12 protein-coding genes and 1 pseudogene are annotated in these 15,037 nt (G+C 61.4%); 7 read left to right on the top strand and 6 right to left on the bottom strand.

Translation table 11 applies throughout. The features are described 5' to 3' along the window. Positions 1–10: 10 nt before the first annotated feature. Positions 11–772: an SDR family oxidoreductase gene (locus tag AVCA_RS06085; protein ID WP_012699989.1), complete on the bottom strand. Its 762-nt coding sequence runs from the start codon at positions 770–772 to the stop codon at positions 11–13. A 111-nt stretch (positions 773–883) separates the two neighbouring features. On the opposite strand from AVCA_RS06085, the gene AVCA_RS06090 reads away from it, so the two are divergent. The 5 genes from AVCA_RS06090 to ltrA all read left to right on the top strand — a co-directional run bounded on the left by AVCA_RS06090 (position 884) and on the right by ltrA (position 7,295). Beyond that, positions 884–1,615: a HugZ family pyridoxamine 5'-phosphate oxidase gene (locus tag AVCA_RS06090; protein ID WP_175555906.1), complete on the top strand. Its 732-nt coding sequence runs from the start codon at positions 884–886 to the stop codon at positions 1,613–1,615. A gap of 65 nt (positions 1,616–1,680) precedes the next feature. Then, positions 1,681–2,160, top strand: a complete 480-nt coding sequence (locus tag AVCA_RS06095; RefSeq protein ID WP_012699991.1) for an FxsA family protein — start codon at positions 1,681–1,683, stop codon at positions 2,158–2,160. 431 nt (positions 2,161–2,591) lie between these two features. Further along, complete coding sequence (locus tag AVCA_RS06100) at positions 2,592–2,885, top strand: co-chaperone GroES (RefSeq protein ID WP_012699993.1); 294 nt, start codon at positions 2,592–2,594, stop codon at positions 2,883–2,885. A gap of 45 nt (positions 2,886–2,930) precedes the next feature. Beyond that, the gene (gene groL / locus AVCA_RS06105; protein ID WP_012699994.1) at positions 2,931–4,571 is read left to right on the top strand and encodes a chaperonin GroEL; all 1,641 of its coding nucleotides are present in this window, start codon (positions 2,931–2,933) and stop codon (positions 4,569–4,571) included. Positions 4,572–5,603: 1,032 nt separating this feature from the next. Next, complete coding sequence (gene ltrA, locus AVCA_RS06110) at positions 5,604–7,295, top strand: group II intron reverse transcriptase/maturase (protein ID WP_072432526.1); 1,692 nt, start codon at positions 5,604–5,606, stop codon at positions 7,293–7,295. Between the two features lie 222 nt (positions 7,296–7,517). Here the strand turns inward: ltrA and AVCA_RS06115 are convergent, their stop codons facing one another. After that, positions 7,518–8,210, bottom strand: a complete 693-nt coding sequence (locus AVCA_RS06115) for a pseudouridine synthase (RefSeq protein ID WP_012699996.1) — start codon at positions 8,208–8,210, stop codon at positions 7,518–7,520. Further along, positions 8,200–8,424 carry a cysteine-rich CWC family protein gene (locus AVCA_RS24445; protein WP_072432525.1) on the bottom strand — a complete coding sequence of 75 codons (225 nt, stop codon included), beginning with the start codon at positions 8,422–8,424 and terminating at the stop codon, positions 8,200–8,202. The genes AVCA_RS06115 and AVCA_RS24445 overlap by 11 nt, the downstream gene beginning before the upstream one ends. Before the next feature lie 780 nt (positions 8,425–9,204). On the opposite strand from AVCA_RS24445, the pseudogene AVCA_RS25920 reads away from it, so the two are divergent. Next, positions 9,205–10,336, top strand: a pseudogene (locus AVCA_RS25920) (IS630 family transposase). Between the two features lie 20 nt (positions 10,337–10,356). Here AVCA_RS25920 and AVCA_RS24455 read toward each other — a convergent pair. The 3 genes from AVCA_RS24455 to AVCA_RS06145 all read right to left on the bottom strand — a co-directional run bounded on the left by AVCA_RS24455 (position 10,357) and on the right by AVCA_RS06145 (position 14,012). Beyond that, positions 10,357–11,303, bottom strand: a protein-coding gene (locus tag AVCA_RS24455) for an IS630 family transposase (RefSeq protein WP_085930843.1) whose coding sequence is annotated in 2 segments (ribosomal slippage) — positions 10,357–10,967 and positions 10,967–11,303 — 948 coding nt in all. Because the reading frame shifts where the segments join, the coding sequence is not laid out codon by codon here. A 94-nt stretch (positions 11,304–11,397) separates the two neighbouring features. Then, positions 11,398–12,216 carry an enoyl-CoA hydratase gene (locus AVCA_RS06140; RefSeq protein ID WP_041807517.1) on the bottom strand — a complete coding sequence of 273 codons (819 nt, stop codon included), beginning with the start codon at positions 12,214–12,216 and terminating at the stop codon, positions 11,398–11,400. Positions 12,217–12,995: 779 nt separating this feature from the next. Then, positions 12,996–14,012 carry an IS110-like element ISAzvi2 family transposase gene (locus tag AVCA_RS06145; protein ID WP_012700000.1) on the bottom strand — a complete coding sequence of 339 codons (1,017 nt, stop codon included), beginning with the start codon at positions 14,010–14,012 and terminating at the stop codon, positions 12,996–12,998. Positions 14,013–14,127: 115 nt separating this feature from the next. Here AVCA_RS06145 and AVCA_RS06150 point away from each other — a divergent pair. After that, a protein-coding gene (locus AVCA_RS06150) for an IS630 family transposase (protein WP_236616293.1) occupies positions 14,128–15,023 on the top strand; the annotation gives its coding sequence in 2 pieces (ribosomal slippage) (positions 14,128–14,422 and positions 14,422–15,023; 897 coding nt in all). Positions 15,024–15,037 lie beyond the last annotated feature (14 nt).

A 15,037-nucleotide genomic window follows, 5' to 3' on the forward strand; every position in this document is an offset into this window, starting at 1 on the left:
AGCCCGTCGTCTACAGGCGTAGGCCGCCATCCAGATCGATGACGCGCCCGGTGAAATAATCGTTTTCGAAGATGAAAGTGGCAGCATGGGCGATCTCCGCAGGCTTGCCCATGCGCTTGAGCGGAATGCTGGCAGTCATCTTTTCCAGGGCCTCGGGGCGCATGCTGGCGGTCATTTCCGTCTCGATGAATCCCGGGGCGATGGCCGCCACGCGGATGCCATAACGCGCCAATTCCTTGGCCCAGACCACGGTATCGGCTGCCACCCCGGCCTTGGCCGCCGAATAATTGGCCTGGCCCATGTTGCCGGCGCGGGATATGGAGGAAATGTTGATGATCGCGCCATGGTCGCCCTGTTCCACCATCTTCGCCGCCACTTCCCGTGTGCAGAGGAACACACCGGTCAGATTGACGTCAATCACCGCCTGCCATTGGGCCAGGCTCAGGGTGCTCAACTCGCCATCCTTGAGCTTGACGGTGAGACCGTCGCGCAGGATGCCCGCGTTATTCACCAAACCATTGATCGCTCCGAAGTCCTCGGCCACCTGGCCGACCATTCGTATCACCTCTTCTTCCCTGGCCACGTTGCACAGGTAGGCACGCGCCTCGCCACCGCCGGCCGCCCGGCAGGCCGTGACGGTGTCGTCGAGTTTTTCCGCGTTGAGATCGACCAGCGCGAGCCTCGCTCCCCTGGCCGCCAGATATTCGGCCATGGACCGCCCCAGCCCCTGACAACCTCCGGTGATGATGATGACCTTATCGTTCAGTTGCATCTGCTATCCCTCTTTGGGATGGATTCACTGTTGCCTTGCCGGTGCCGTTACTCGCTATGCTGGGCACTTGTCCGCTGTGACGGATCTTCGACGAGGAGTCATAAGGTGAGCGTGAAGGTGAAGGATCCAAAGGATGCCCGACAATTATTACTCAAAGAGTACCGCGGGGCGCTGGCGACCTTGTCCCAGAGCCTCCCCGGCTTCCCTTTCGGATCGGCGGTGCCTTACTGCCTGGATGCGGCGGGCTGCCCGCTGCTCCTGATCAGCCGGATCGCCCAGCACACCCGCAACCTGCAGGTCGACCGCAGGTGCTCGCTGCTGGTCGGCGAGCGCGGAGCGCTCGACGTGCAGGCCGCCGGGCGCCTGACGCTCATGGCCGAAGCCCGGCCGTTGCAGGACGAGGCGCAGATCGAGGCGGCCGCTGCACGCTACTACTGCTATTTTCCGGCCTCGCGAAACTACCATCGCGCCCACGACTTCGATTTCTGGGTGCTGGAGCCGGTGCGCTGGCGTTTCATCGGCGGCTTCGGTTCCATTCACTGGCTGGAAGGCGTGGAATTGGCCAACCCCTTCGCCGGAACGATCGAGGTCGATATGATCGAGCACATGAACCGCGACCACGCCGTGGCCATCGCCCATTACGTCACACTGGCCGGACTGCCGGCCGACGAGCCGGCGGAAATGGTCGGCATCGACAGCGAGGGCTTCCATCTGCGTATCGGTCAGGCACTGTACTGGCTGGCCTTCTCCACACCTTGTAATAATCCCGCCATGGTTCGCCAGGCCTTGGTACAACTGGCTCACGCCGAGGTCTGGCCAACCGTTGGGCAGGAGCAGGCTTGAATTGGCGATGGAAAAGCCCCATTTAGTCACCGACTGGAAGCGTTCTTCCGCCCGGGAAATCATTGATGCGCGCTTTTCTACTACTGTTTCTGCTGTTCCCCCTGCTTGAGCTGGCCGTGATGATCAAGGTCGGCTCCGCGATCGGCGTTTTGCCGACTCTGCTGCTGATCGTCCTCGGCGTGCTGGTCGGGGGACTGGTTCTGCGCCTCGCCGGTGTGGCGACCGCTTGGCGCGCCCGCGAGCGGCTGGCGCGTGGCGAGTTGCCGGAACAGGAAATGCTCGACGGGTTACTGATCGCCATCGGCGGCGGCCTGCTGCTGTTGCCCGGTTTCGTCAGCGACCTGCTGGCCATACCTTGCCTGCTGCCTTTCACGCGGCATTTCCTGCTGGACCGGCTGCGTCGGCGTACCAAGGAGCAGGCCTTGCGTCGTCGTGCCTTCTTCGACGATCTGGCCGCCCGCTCCGGTCAGTCCCGTCCGGAGGCCTCCCCCCGCTCTAGTCACCCCAATGTCATCGAGGGCGAGTACGAGCGCCGGGACGACTGATTCGGTGTCCGTCTCCTGTCCCTTCTCTGCAGGACCGTATGCGTTGCCTTGAGTATCGCTACCTTGATGGCGATCGGGCTCTGTCGTCCGGTCTTGAGCCTGTGAGTCTCTTCTTTTCTGCCCCGGTTTCTGCTTCTGGACAGCCGCGTTTCCCTGGCCATGGTATCGGCCCCATGGGCCCATGCGCCTTGGCTTTTCCGGCCTGTACCGTCATGGCCGACAACCGGACCGGTGGGCGGAAAATTTTTCCATTCCGCTCTTGAAATGCTCTTGGGTGCCCACATCTAGCGGTCACCGCAAGGTTCCTGTCGGACGACAGGCTATCTTCTGCGGTCCCGCACTGCGGGCCGCAACCGGCAATGCCGGCTTTTACTAACGGGCCGATGATGGCATCGGTTGCTGAAACGATAGAAAACTAGGAGAGATCGACAATGAAGCTTCGTCCTCTGCATGACCGCGTCGTGATTCGTCGTAGCGAAGAAGAAACCAAGACCGCCGGCGGCATTGTGCTGCCGGGCTCCGCTGCGGAAAAGCCGAACCGTGGCGAAGTCGTCGCTGTGGGCACTGGCCGTGTGCTGGACAACGGCGAAGTCCGTCCGCTGGCCGTGAAGGTCGGTGACAAGGTGGTGTTCGGCCCCTATTCCGGCAGCAATACCATCAAGGTCGATGGCGAAGATCTGCTGGTGATGGGCGAAAACGAAATTTTCGCCGTCGTCGAAGCCTGATTCCCCGAGTCTCCATAGAACATCCAAGATTGAGGAACGATCAAAATGGCTGCAAAAGAAGTCAAGTTCGGTGATTCCGCCCGCAAGAAAATGCTGGTAGGCGTGAACGTCCTGGCCGATGCCGTCAAGGCCACTCTCGGCCCGAAAGGCCGCAACGTGGTCCTGGACAAGAGCTTCGGCGCACCGACCATCACCAAGGATGGCGTATCCGTGGCCAAGGAAATCGAGCTCAAAGACAAGTTCGAGAACATGGGCGCCCAACTGGTGAAGGACGTGGCCTCCAAGGCCAACGACGAAGCCGGTGACGGTACCACCACCGCTACCGTACTGGCCCAGGCCATCGTCAACGAAGGCCTGAAGGCCGTTGCCGCAGGCATGAACCCGATGGATCTGAAGCGCGGCATCGATAAGGCGACCATCGCCATCGTTGCGGAGCTGAAGTCGCTGGCCAAGCCGTGCTCCGACTCCAAGGCGATCGCCCAGGTAGGCACCATTTCCGCCAACTCCGACGAGTCCATCGGTAACATCATCGCCGAGGCCATGAACAAGGTCGGCAAGGAAGGCGTGATCACCGTCGAGGAAGGCTCGGGCCTGGAGAACGAGTTGTCCGTCGTCGAAGGCATGCAGTTCGATCGTGGCTACCTGTCTCCGTACTTCATCAACAAGCCCGACACCATGGTTGCCGAACTGGACAACCCGCTGCTGCTGCTGGTCGACAAGAAGATCTCCAACATCCGCGAGCTGCTGCCGGTGCTGGAAGCCGTGGCCAAGTCCGGCCGTCCGCTGCTGATCGTCGCCGAAGACGTCGAAGGCGAAGCCCTGGCCACCCTGGTGGTCAACAACATGCGTGGCATCGTCAAGGTCGCTGCCGTGAAGGCTCCGGGCTTCGGCGATCGTCGCAAGGCCATGCTGCAGGACATCGCCATCCTGACCGGCGCCACCGTGATCTCCGAGGAAGTCGGCCTGAGCTTGGAAAGCGCCACTCTGGAGCATCTGGGTAACGCCAAGCGCGTCGTGCTGAACAAGGAAAACACCACCATCATCGACGGTGCCGGTGCCCAGGCCGACATCGAGGCTCGTGTGGCGCAGATCCGCAAGCAGATCGAGGAAACCTCCTCCGATTACGATCGCGAGAAGCTGCAGGAGCGTCTGGCCAAGCTGGCCGGTGGCGTGGCCGTGATCAAGGTCGGTGCCGCCACCGAGGTCGAGATGAAGGAGAAAAAGGCCCGCGTCGAAGACGCCCTGCATGCGACCCGTGCGGCAGTGGAGGAGGGCGTGGTTCCCGGCGGCGGCGTGGCTCTGGTGCGTGCCCTGCAGGCCATCGAGGGTCTGAAGGGCGACAACGAAGACCAGAACGTCGGCATCGCCCTGCTACGTCGTGCCGTCGAAGCACCGCTGCGTCAGATCGTCGCCAATGCCGGTGATGAGCCGAGCGTGGTGGTCGACAAGGTCAAGCAGGGCTCTGGCAACTTCGGCTTCAACGCTGCCAGCGGCGTATACGGCGACATGATCGAGATGGGCATCCTCGATCCGGCCAAGGTTACCCGCTCCGCGCTGCAGGCGGCTTCTTCGATCGGTGGACTGATGATCACCACCGAGGCCATGGTCGCCGACATTGTCGAAGACAAGGCAGCTCCAGCCATGCCGGACATGGGCGGTATGGGTGGCATGGGCGGCATGATGTAGTGCGACGAGAGTCGCTATAGGTAGGAGTACCTAGCGGGCTACATCCTAGGCGGTCACCACATGGTTGGTGGCCGCTTTTCCCGCAAAACAGCTCTAAAAACCCGAGATCCGGGCGACAAAAGCCCGGATTCAGGGTGCCGTCAAGGCGCTAAGGATTCGGCAATTCGTTGCCTAAATATCCGGTCTTCCACCGTGGAGACCATAAAACGATATTCGTACTGAGCCTGTATTTCGCGTTTTGAGTACAGGGGAGGTATGGGAGATCGTGTCCAAAAGCTGGCTGCTCCTATCCGTAGGGCGCAAGCCATAGCTGTCATTGTCTCACCCGAAAACCGCAAGGTGGCCGGGGCGCGAGACCTTCTGTTCAGCCAGAAAGTAGCCTAGGGACAGTGCGTCGCCGGTAACGGCGGGGTGCGAAGCGTCCTGACAATGTAGCCCCATGATGTCTGTGGTGCGTGGTCGCCGCGAGGCGCCATGCAGACCCTGCGAGCAACACGCGGGCGAGGCGCTAGGCTGGGTGGTACGGCCAACGTAAGTGAACTGCTGATAAACACCGTCAACCGCATGGAGCCAAAGTTGCTGACAGGCTTCGACCAAAAGGGTGCGTGACTGGTTGTCCCTCTTACATCTGGGGACACGCTGACATCGAGTCACCGGTGAACAGGCAGGGCCTAACCCACTCTTGTGATGGTTATGGAACTCGGTAAGCCCGTATTTTCGCCACTGGCTGGTAGAGCGGGGGCAGGTCGACCGCAAGGAAGGCTGTTGAAAGTGCGGGTAAAGGAGGTCGGAAAAAGCGAATGCCGCCCTGTAACGGGGCTGGATAGGGGCCGTTGCCCCGACCCGAAAGGGTGCCCACTTCCGACTGGTCTTTGATCGCGAAAAGGCTTGTAAAGCCATAAAAGCTGGCGTCGTTCGGTCCGACCGGCGGCGTCTGAACAGAAATCCCTCGCGGGGTAGTGAACTCACTCCCCGCAAGGGCGACGTGCGTCCGCTGCTCCTCCGGGGAAATCTTCTTTGGAGGAAAGCAAGATGAGTGCGTCTGAAAAGGAAGTACCTGCGTCCTCCCTCCCGGCCAGCAGTTGGCACACGATCGACTGGGCAACCAGTCATCGGCGGGTGAGAGGGCTACAGGTACGGATCGCGAAGGCAGCCAAGAATCGGCAATGGCGGCAGGTGAAAACCTTGCAGCGCATGCTGGTCCGCTCGTTCGCCGCCAAGGCATTGGCGGTCAAACGGGTCACTGAAAACCGGGGTCGCAGGACTCCGGGCGTCGACGGGGAAACCTGGAGCACGCCTGAAAGCAAATGGAAGGCTATTTTTCGGTTACAGCGCACGGGCTACCGGCCCAGGCCGTTGCGGCGGGTGTACATCCCCAAAGCCAACGGCCAGCGCCGACCGCTGGGAATACCGACGATGCTGGATCGGGCCATGCAGGCATTATACCTGCTGGCGCTCGAACCGGTGTCCGAGACCACGGCGGACCGGAATTCCTATGGCTTTCGTCCTCACCGTTCCACGGCGGATGCAATCGAGCAATTGTTCGTCAACCTCGGTCGCAAGCACTCCGCGCAGTGGGTCATGGAAGGGGATATCAAAGGCTGTTTCGACAACATCAGTCACGATTGGCTGATCGCCAACGTCCCGCTGGACAAGGCGGTCTTACGGAAATGGCTGAAGGCGGGATACCTGGAATCCGGCCAATTGAACCCCACCGGGGCGGGAACTCCGCAAGGAGGCATCATCTCGCCGGTGCTGGCCAACCTGGCGCTTGATGGTCTGGAAAAGGCGCTCGAATCGCGATTCGGGCAACGCAACACCAAAGCCAGCTACAAGACCAAGGTCAACTATGTGCGGTATGCGGACGATTTCGTCATCACCGGCATCTCGAAAGAGCTGCTGGTGAATGAGGTGAAGCCCGTCGTCGCCGCCTTCATGGCGGAGCGCGGGTTGAGCCTCGCGGCGGAAAAGTCGCTGTTCACGCATGTATCGGAGGGGTTCGATTTCCTCGGCCAGAATGTTCGCAAGTACGGTGACAAGCTGCTGATCAAGCCAGCTCACCGGAACGTCAAGGCATTTCTGGCCAAGGTCAAGGCGTTGATCGAGGGGAACAAGACGGCTCCGGCCAGTCTGTTGATAGACAAGCTCAACCCGGTCATCCGGGGCTGGGCCAACTATCATCGGCCGATAGTCGCCAAGCAGACCTTCAATTACGTGGATTACCGGATATGGAAGTTGTTGTGGCGGTGGTGCAGGCGGCGACATGGAAATCGCTGCAAACGTTGGATCAAGGAGAAATACTTCAAGCGCATCGGTACGCGCAGTTGGGTGTTCTCCGGGCGGTATCCCAGCGGCAAACTGGCCACATTGCTGTACGCCGACGACACAACCATACAGCGGCACAAGAAAATCAGAGCGGAGGCCAATCCGTACGACCCGGAAGACGAGATGTACTTCGAGGAAAGGCTGGAATACGCCTGGCGGAGATCGGACGAAGGGAAACGGAAAACGCTGAGGCTGTGGCTAGGCCAGAGCAAGCGCTGCCCGATGTGCAAGCAGTTGATCACGTTCGAGACGGGATGGAACATCCACCACATCATCAAGCGGCACATGGGCGGAGGCGACGAGCTGGACAATCTGGTGCTGTTGCATCCCAACTGTCATCGACAGCTACACAGTGCGGCACCGGCTCTTTCGATTGAGAAAGGGCTTACAAAGGCTTGAGCCGTATGCGGGGAAACTCGCACGTACGGTTCTTAGGGGAGGGGTGGCCAGCAATGGTCGCTCCTTACCCGACAGCCCTGTCGATCCGTTTCCGGTCGATTTCCTGCCTATGTAGGGATTGATCGCCCACAGACGCCCCGATTCGTTCGGGGCGTCTGCCTTTCCGCCGGTACTTCGTGCCGGGAAGGCTTCGCCCATGTTTCTCGGTACTCCGGCTTTCTTTCAAATCAGTTGGATTTCCTCGCTTGTCAAAGGGCGATAGTGACCGGGGGGCAGTTCTGACTCCAGTCGTAGCGGTCCCATGCTTTCCCGGTGCAGGCGCAGCACTGGGTTGCGAAAGTATCCGAACATCCGTTTGACCTGGTGGTAGCGTCCTTCGAACAGCGTCAGTCGGGCACTGTGGCTGCCGAGCAGTTCCAGGTGGGCAGGCTGGGTAACGAGATCCTCGAAGGCGAAATAGAGGCCACGAGCGAATGTTTCGATGTATTCCTCACCGATCGGCTCGGCGGTTTCCACGTAATACACCTTGGCCAGCTTGTATCGTGGATGCGTGATTCGGCGTGACCAATGCCCGTCGTTGGTGAGCAATAGCAAGCCGGTGGTTCCGAGGTCGAGGCGCCCGGCCAGATGCAGTCCCTGCCTGTCCGGCTCGTCCAGTAGATCGAGCACGGTACGGTGCCGTTCATGGCGAGTGGCGCTGACCACTCCTGCGGGCTTGTGCAGCATGAAATAAAGCGCTGCTCTGCCGGGCTGCAGGATCCTGCCGTCCACTTCGATCCTGCTGAACTCGCGAATTTCGCTGCAGCCGTCGCGAACTACCTGACCATCGACCCGTACTCGTCCGCTGGCCAGGAGCAGGCGTGAATTCCGGCGGTTGAAGTCGGGCAGGTTGCCGAGAAAGCGGTCAAGGCGCATCGGGAGGGGTTTCTTTTTGCAAGCGCAGCAGGCACCGGCTGCACAGGCAGGCCCGGCCGCGCAGGTCCGCTGGCACAGCCTGTAGGACGATGGGATTGATCGTTCTGGAAAAGCACCAGCAGATGGCTGTCTGCTCCTGGATTGGATTGGCCTGCGCGCAGGCGTTGGGGCTGTCGCACAAAGGGCAATGTCGGGGATCTTTCTCTCTGGTCATGACAGGAGGTGCACCGATATTGTGCAAAATTTCGGTATCTCACCGAGCCAGTGCATAAGTCCGCCGAAGGGTAATGGCAAAAGGAAAGTGCCCAAGCTTAGAATGACCATATAAATTTTGCGATTATGTCTTCATGTTCTTGGTAGGTCTTTATTTTTATTGGTTTTTTATGCTTTGGTAGAGAATTCGGGAGTATCCGATGCGTGGCTTGTCAGTGTGTCTTTTGGGGGCAGTTTTATTGCTGAGCGGTTGCAGTACGAGTGCGCCAGGTGTTCGCACCGAGCGGAAGAATGATGTACATCTTGACCTGAGTGATAGTCGCGGAGCACATGGTGGATATTTCTGTCCGCCGGGACAGGTCAAGAAGGGTAACTGCTGAGCGAGTGCGCTCTTTCGATGCTGAACGGATGCTACCAAGCGAAGGCCAGTGAATATTGGCCTTTGCCGCATTCGGAATGCATCCATGATGCCACGTGGGGCGCAGGGCGAGCCGGCTCGTGCGCCACGCGGGCACTCGAGACGTCTGCTCGGGCGGCTGCCCGTACATGGTGGAAAGCCTGCGGAGACTGCCTTCGGAGCGTCCGATGGGATGGATGCCGTGATCATTCCCGTGCCAGGCATGATGGCCGTGGTTGGTGCGGCAGGCTCCAGGAGGCCTGGGCGTAGCGGAATGGCCGTGTCATGCGGGGCAGTCGAAGCCCGCCCTCCCGGTGGGCGCTCGGAGTGTGGGCTGCCCTAGTGTTATGACACAGCTAAATCTGCGTCATGCATAATGTCGGCATGGAACATTACAGAATCATCCTCAGTCCTCAAGAAAGAGCGCGGTTGCAAGAGCTGACAAGCAAAGGCAGGACCGCGGCAAGCCAAGTCATCAACGCCCTGATCCTGCTGGCCTGCGACCGCTCGCAAGACCAGGGGCCGCGCAAGACCAGTGCACAGATCGCCCAGATGCTGGGCGTGAGCCAACGCAAGATCGACAACCTCAAGCGGCGTTGCGTGCAGGAAGGTCTGGAGTCGGTGCTGGTGAGAAAGAAACCCCGGCGCGAATACGCCCGCAAGATCGACGGCGAACTCGAGGCACGCCTGATCGCCCTGAGCTGCGGACCTGCTCCCGAAGGTCATGCGCGCTGGACGCTCAAACTGCTGGCCGAGCGTGCGGTGGAGTTGGAATATGTAGACTCGCTGTCGTCGGAGACGGTGCGACGTGCCCTAAAAAAAACGAACTCAAGCCGTGGCGCAAGGTTGGCTGGGTGATCCCGCCGAAGGCCAGCGGGGAATTCGTGGCGGCCATGGAGCAGGTGCTGGATGTCTACAGTCGACCCTATGACGAAGGCCATCCGGTGGTCTGCATGGACGAAACGCCGCGGCAACTGATCCGCCAGGTGCGCGAGCCCCTCGAGGCGGTACCGGGGCATCCCGGGCGCGATACGAGTACGAGCGCGCTGGCACCTGCAACGTCTTCGTAGCCTGTGAGCCGCTGGCCGGGCGGCGCATCGCCAAGGTCACCGAGTACAAGAAAAGGCAGGACTGGGCGCTGTTCCTGCAGGACATCGCCCAAGCCTGGTCCGGGGCCGAGCGCATCACGCTGGTGATGGACAACCTCAACACCCACAGTGCCGCCTCGTTGTACGAGACCTTTATGCCCGAGCAGGCCAAGGCCCTGAGAGATCGCTTCGAGTTCGTCTACACCCCCAAGCATGGCAGTTGGCTGAACATGGCCGAAATCGAGATCAACGTACTCGCCGGCCAGTGCCTGGACAGGCGCATCGACTCCCTCGAGCGGATGCGCAAGGAGGTCGCCGCATGGCAGCAATGCCGCAACCAGCTCGATGCCAAGATCAACTGGCAGTTCACCACCCAGGATGCGAGGGTCAAGCTACGCAGCCTATATCCGCAGATTGAAGTGTGTTGAGATACTAGAGCATTTTTACCTTATCCTGATTCATATCCGGCTGCCTCGAAGTAGTGCCTGCAGTCCTGCGCCGAGAACTGCGCAATCGCCTCGCCAATGCTCTGCCACAGCTGCGGCACGGTCCGCGCCGCCGCCTTTCTCAGCAGTGCCTTGAGCTTGGAGAAGGCCATCTCGATCAGGTTCAGGTCGGGGCTATAGGGTGGCAAGTAGCGCAGTGTGGCTCCTGCGCCTTCGATGGCCTGGCGTACCCCCGCCACCTTGTGGGCCGGCAGGTTGTCCATCACCACGATATCGCCGGGCGTCAGCTCGGGTACCAGAACCTGCCCGACATAGGCCAGGAAGACCGGGCCGTTCATGGCGCCATCGAGCACCAGCGGCGCGCTCAGGCCATCCACCCGCAGGCCGGCGGTAAAGGTCGTGGTTTTCCAGTGGCCGTGGGGGATCGCGGCCCGGCAGCGCTCGCCGCGAGGGGCCCAGCCCCGCAGGCGGGCCAGGTTCGTCGAAGCGGCGGTTTCGTCGACGAAGATCAGCTTGCGCCAATCGAAACCGGACTGCTCCTCGATCCATCCCTGTCGGGCTGCCTGGACGTCCGGCCGTTGCTGCTCGGCTGCATGCGCGGTCTTTTTTTGAGCGTCAGCCCCAACCGTCCCAGCGTCTTCCACATCGTGGTCAGGCTCACCCGCACGCCATGCTCGGCCTCGATCCACTGGCACAACTGCGTCAGCGTCTGCTCGGGCGCGGCGGCCACGCGCTCGGTCAGTGCCCCTTCGAGCCCCTGGAGTCGAGGGGGGACATGGTTGCACTGGACCCCGGCACTGACCTGGCCCCGTTGCTGTCGCGAGCGTGCCCGCGCCATATAGGAGTCGCTCACCGCAAAGCGCCTGGCCACCTCGCGAATCGAGCCCTCGGCCGCCAGCACCCGATCACGCAGATCCTGCCCGTAGGCCTGCCCTCGACGCCATCCCATGAGCCACCTCCAGTGCTTGCCGAACCCATGCTTCCGTTCAGCTTGGCTGCCCGATCCCGGCTTGGCTACAACCACTAGTCAGGCCAAAAATGCTCTAGCGGTTACGCCACTGCGGCGTGCGCTTTTCGAAAAAGGCGTTGACCCCCTCATGAGTATCCTCGGCTTCGAAGAGATCGACAAAACGCTCACGTTCCTCCGCGAGCCAGCCGTTCGGACCACGTTCGCGGGCACCCTGGATCAGGGGCTTGATGGCACGAACCGCGACCGGACTCTGCTGGGCCACCTTGGCTGCCAGCAGCAGAGCCTGGCCGCGGGACTCGCCGGGTTCGACGACCTCCTCGACGAGTCCGATACGCAGGGCTGTTTCGGCGTCCACTCGTTCACCGCATAGCATCATGCGTTTGGCCCAGCCCTCGCCGACCAGCCAGGGCAGTATCTGGGTGCCGCCAGCACAGGGCAGCAGTCCCACCGCCGCTTCCGGCAGGGCCAGCAAGGCTTGCCGCTCGGCAATACGGATGTCGCAAGCCAGCGCGCATTCCAGGCCGCCACCCATGGCATAGCCATTGATCGCAGCAATCGAGACGCCGCGGAAATCGCGCAGTGCTTCGAAGGCTTCGCCGAAGTGTCGGGCCATTTCCCGGGCGCGCCCCTTGTCGCCATCGGCGAACACCTTGAGGTCGGCGCCGGCACTGAAGAATTTTTCTCCCTGTCCGGCCACCACCAGGGCATAGATGTCATCGTCGCGATTGAGATGTTCGAGCAGTAGGCGCAGACCTATAAGCGAGTCTCGGTCCCAGGTGTTGGCCGGTGGATGATTGATGGTGATCAGCGCGGTATGCCCGTGCTTTTCCACCGTCAGTTTGTGGGTCAGGTCAAAGGGCCCGGAATGGTAGGTTTCTACAGAATGACTCATGGTGTTTTCCTTGAGGGCAGGCCGATGGCTGCGCTGGATTGGCCACCGCACCATCGTGCCGTCCTTCTCCAGCAAATGGCAGGCGATGATCACGTACGATTTCGGGCCTCCTTCGAGTGCCTGGTGTGCGCAGTCGCTGCTCTGCGCTCCAGCGGATGGTTGCCGGATAACCGTTGGGCGCCATGAGAGTGCAAGGGCTCCTTGCCCGATCCCGGCACTGATCGGTGGCGGAAAACGCTTGGCGATCACGCAATAAGGCTAGCCCGCGTATGGCGATGGTCCAGCCGGTCAGCGGCCAGTTGCAGCTAAAGATTGATCCAGAATTGCCTATGTCGCATCGAGGGAGAGGCAACTGGCGGCATGCTCAAGTCTAGAGCATTTTTAGAAAATACGAATTCGACATACAGGGGTTGCTCTTCCTGGTCATTTCGGTTCTCCTCTCCCGCTCGGACAAGGAGACCAGAATGGCTCGGGCATACAGTGCATATATGGACTCCCCCCGGTTTGCCAGTGATTTGCCCTGCCGACGAACGTAGGTACGACTGCTTGCGTATATCCGGCTTCCGATGAGGCATTGGCTGCCCCGAGCCATGATGAAAATCCGCTCATGTGTGCCTGATTGATCTAGCGGCCTTGCTTGCAGGGGGCCGACGCACTGTGCAGGCTTTACACATGCCGGTTCGACCGGTTCGTCATCGCTGCATGTCACTGTGCAATCGGGGTGGATCTACTGGTTACTGCTCAACATTTTGCAGGCTGTGCAGCCTGCGATTTTATTTTCAGCCAGGTTGATAGCAATCTCCCCGACTGAGGATCGCCCAGACGATCCGGGCATTCTTGTTCGCCAAAGCGACCGTGGCGATGTTCGGGTTGCGTCGACACAGCAAGCGCTGGAGCCACTGGCTGCGTCGATCCGCCTTGTCCTGGCAGTGCCTGAGCACCGCTCGGGCTCCGTGAACCAGCAGCGTGCGCAAGTAAGTATCGCCTCGCTTGTTGATCGGGCCCAGCTGCTCCTTGCCGCCGCTGGAGTGTTGGCGAGGAACCAACCCCAGCCAGGCAGCGAACTGCCGGGCGCTGCGGAACTGGCGAGCATCGCCCACGGCCGACACCAGGGCGGTGGCCGTGATCGGACCGATGCCCTCGACCAGCATCAGGCGTTCCACCCGCTCGTCCTCGCGAGCCTGGCGCTGGATCGTTTCGTCGAGACGAGACAAGCGCGCTTCATGCTCGACCAATTCGCCTTGCAACTCCACCAGTAACCCGCGCATCTGGCCCGGCAGGCCGTTCTCGGCATCCGCCAAGGCCGCCTGTGCCAGTCGGCGGGTAGCCGCCACGCCGTGCCGGCTCTCGACCAGGCCAAACTCGCCCAGCAACCCGCGAATCTCGTTGACCAGCGCCGTCCGCGCCCGGATCAGGCGGCTCCTGATCCGGTGCAGGGCCTGGCCGGCCTGCTGCTCGGCGCTCTTCACCTCGACGTAACGCATGTTCGGTCGACTGGCCGCCTCGCAGATCGCTTCGGCGTCATTGGCGTCGTTCTTGCCGCTCTTGACGTAGGGTTTGACGAACTGCGGTGCGATCAGTCGCACCTCATGTCCCTGGACTCTCAGCTCGCGCGCCCAGTAATGGGAGCTGCCGCAGGCCTCCATCGCCACCGTGCAGGGTTCGAGTTGACGAAAGAAGTCCAGCATTTGCGAGCGTTTGAGCTGTTTGCGACAGACCGCCTGCTCGTGGCTGTCGACGCCATGAATCTGGAACACCTGCTTTGCCAAATCGACGCCTATCCGCTTGAGTTTCATGGGGACGCTCTCCTCTGGTGACTGCTGTTTCCAGCAACTTCAGTCTGGTGCATTGACGCCGTAGGAGGGGGGAGTCCATTTCATTGACCTTCGCCGGCGCGTCGTCGACGCGGCCATGGGTGGGCTATCGGCTCGGCAGGCCGCCGAGCGATTCGACGTCGGGACGGCAACAGCGATCGTCTGGGTACGGCGCTTCCGGGAAGGCGGGGAACTCGTCGCCCGCCGACAGGGTAAGCCCCGGGGCTTGCGGCTCGATCCCCATGCGGACTACCTGCTCGGCCTGCTCGAGCAGACCCCCGACCTGACGCTGGCCGAACTCGCCGCGACCCTCGAACGGGAGCGTGGCGTCCGTGTCAGCCTGGCGACGGTGTGGACGTTTCTCGACCGGCACGCCATGACGTTCAAAAAAAGACCGCGCATGCAGCCGAGCAGCAACGGCCGGACGTCCAGGCAGCCCGACAGGGATGGATCGAGGAGCAGTCCGGTTTCGATTGGCGCAAGCTGATCTTCGTCGACGAAACCGCCGCTTCGACGAACCTGGCCCGCCTGCGAGGCTGGGCCCCTCGCGGCGAGCGCTGCCGGGCCGCGATCCCCCACGGCCACTGGAAAACCACGACCTTTACCGCCGGCCTGCGGCTGGATGGCCTGAGCGCGCCGCTGGTGCTCGACGGCGCCATGAACGGCCCGGTCTTCCTGGCCTATGTCGGGCAGGTTCTGGTACCCGAGCTGACGCCCGGCGATATCGTGGTGATGGACAACCTGCCGGCCCACAAGGTGGCGGGGGTACGCCAGGCCATCGAAGGCGCAGGAGCCACACTGCGCTACTTGCCACCCTATAGCCCCGACCTGAACCTGATCGAGATGGCCTTCTCCAAGCTCAAGGCACTGCTGAGAAAGGCGGCGGCGCGGACCGTGCCGCAGCTGTGGCAGAGCATTGGCGAGGCGATTGCGCAGTTCTCGGCGCAGGACTGCAGGCACTACTTCGAGGCAGCCGGATATGAATCAGGATAAGGTAAAAATGCTCT

It is taken from the genome of Azotobacter vinelandii CA, from assembly GCF_000380335.1.
Lineage (GTDB): Bacteria > Pseudomonadota > Gammaproteobacteria > Pseudomonadales > Pseudomonadaceae > Azotobacter > Azotobacter vinelandii.

Coding starts and splice junctions, on each gene's coding strand:
- AVCA_RS06085 (WP_012699989.1), bottom strand. CDS start 772: ATGCAACTGAACGATAAGGTCATCATCATCACCGGAGGTTGTCAGGGG.
- AVCA_RS06095 (WP_012699991.1), top strand. CDS start 1,681: ATGCGCGCTTTTCTACTACTGTTTCTGCTGTTCCCCCTGCTTGAGCTG.
- AVCA_RS06100 (WP_012699993.1), top strand. CDS start 2,592: ATGAAGCTTCGTCCTCTGCATGACCGCGTCGTGATTCGTCGTAGCGAA.
- groL (WP_012699994.1), top strand. CDS start 2,931: ATGGCTGCAAAAGAAGTCAAGTTCGGTGATTCCGCCCGCAAGAAAATG.
- ltrA (WP_072432526.1), top strand. CDS start 5,604: ATGAGTGCGTCTGAAAAGGAAGTACCTGCGTCCTCCCTCCCGGCCAGC.
- AVCA_RS06115 (WP_012699996.1), bottom strand. CDS start 8,210: ATGCGCCTTGACCGCTTTCTCGGCAACCTGCCCGACTTCAACCGCCGG.
- AVCA_RS24445 (WP_072432525.1), bottom strand. CDS start 8,424: ATGACCAGAGAGAAAGATCCCCGACATTGCCCTTTGTGCGACAGCCCC.
- AVCA_RS06140 (WP_041807517.1), bottom strand. CDS start 12,216: ATGAGTCATTCTGTAGAAACCTACCATTCCGGGCCCTTTGACCTGACC.
- AVCA_RS06145 (WP_012700000.1), bottom strand. CDS start 14,012: ATGAAACTCAAGCGGATAGGCGTCGATTTGGCAAAGCAGGTGTTCCAG.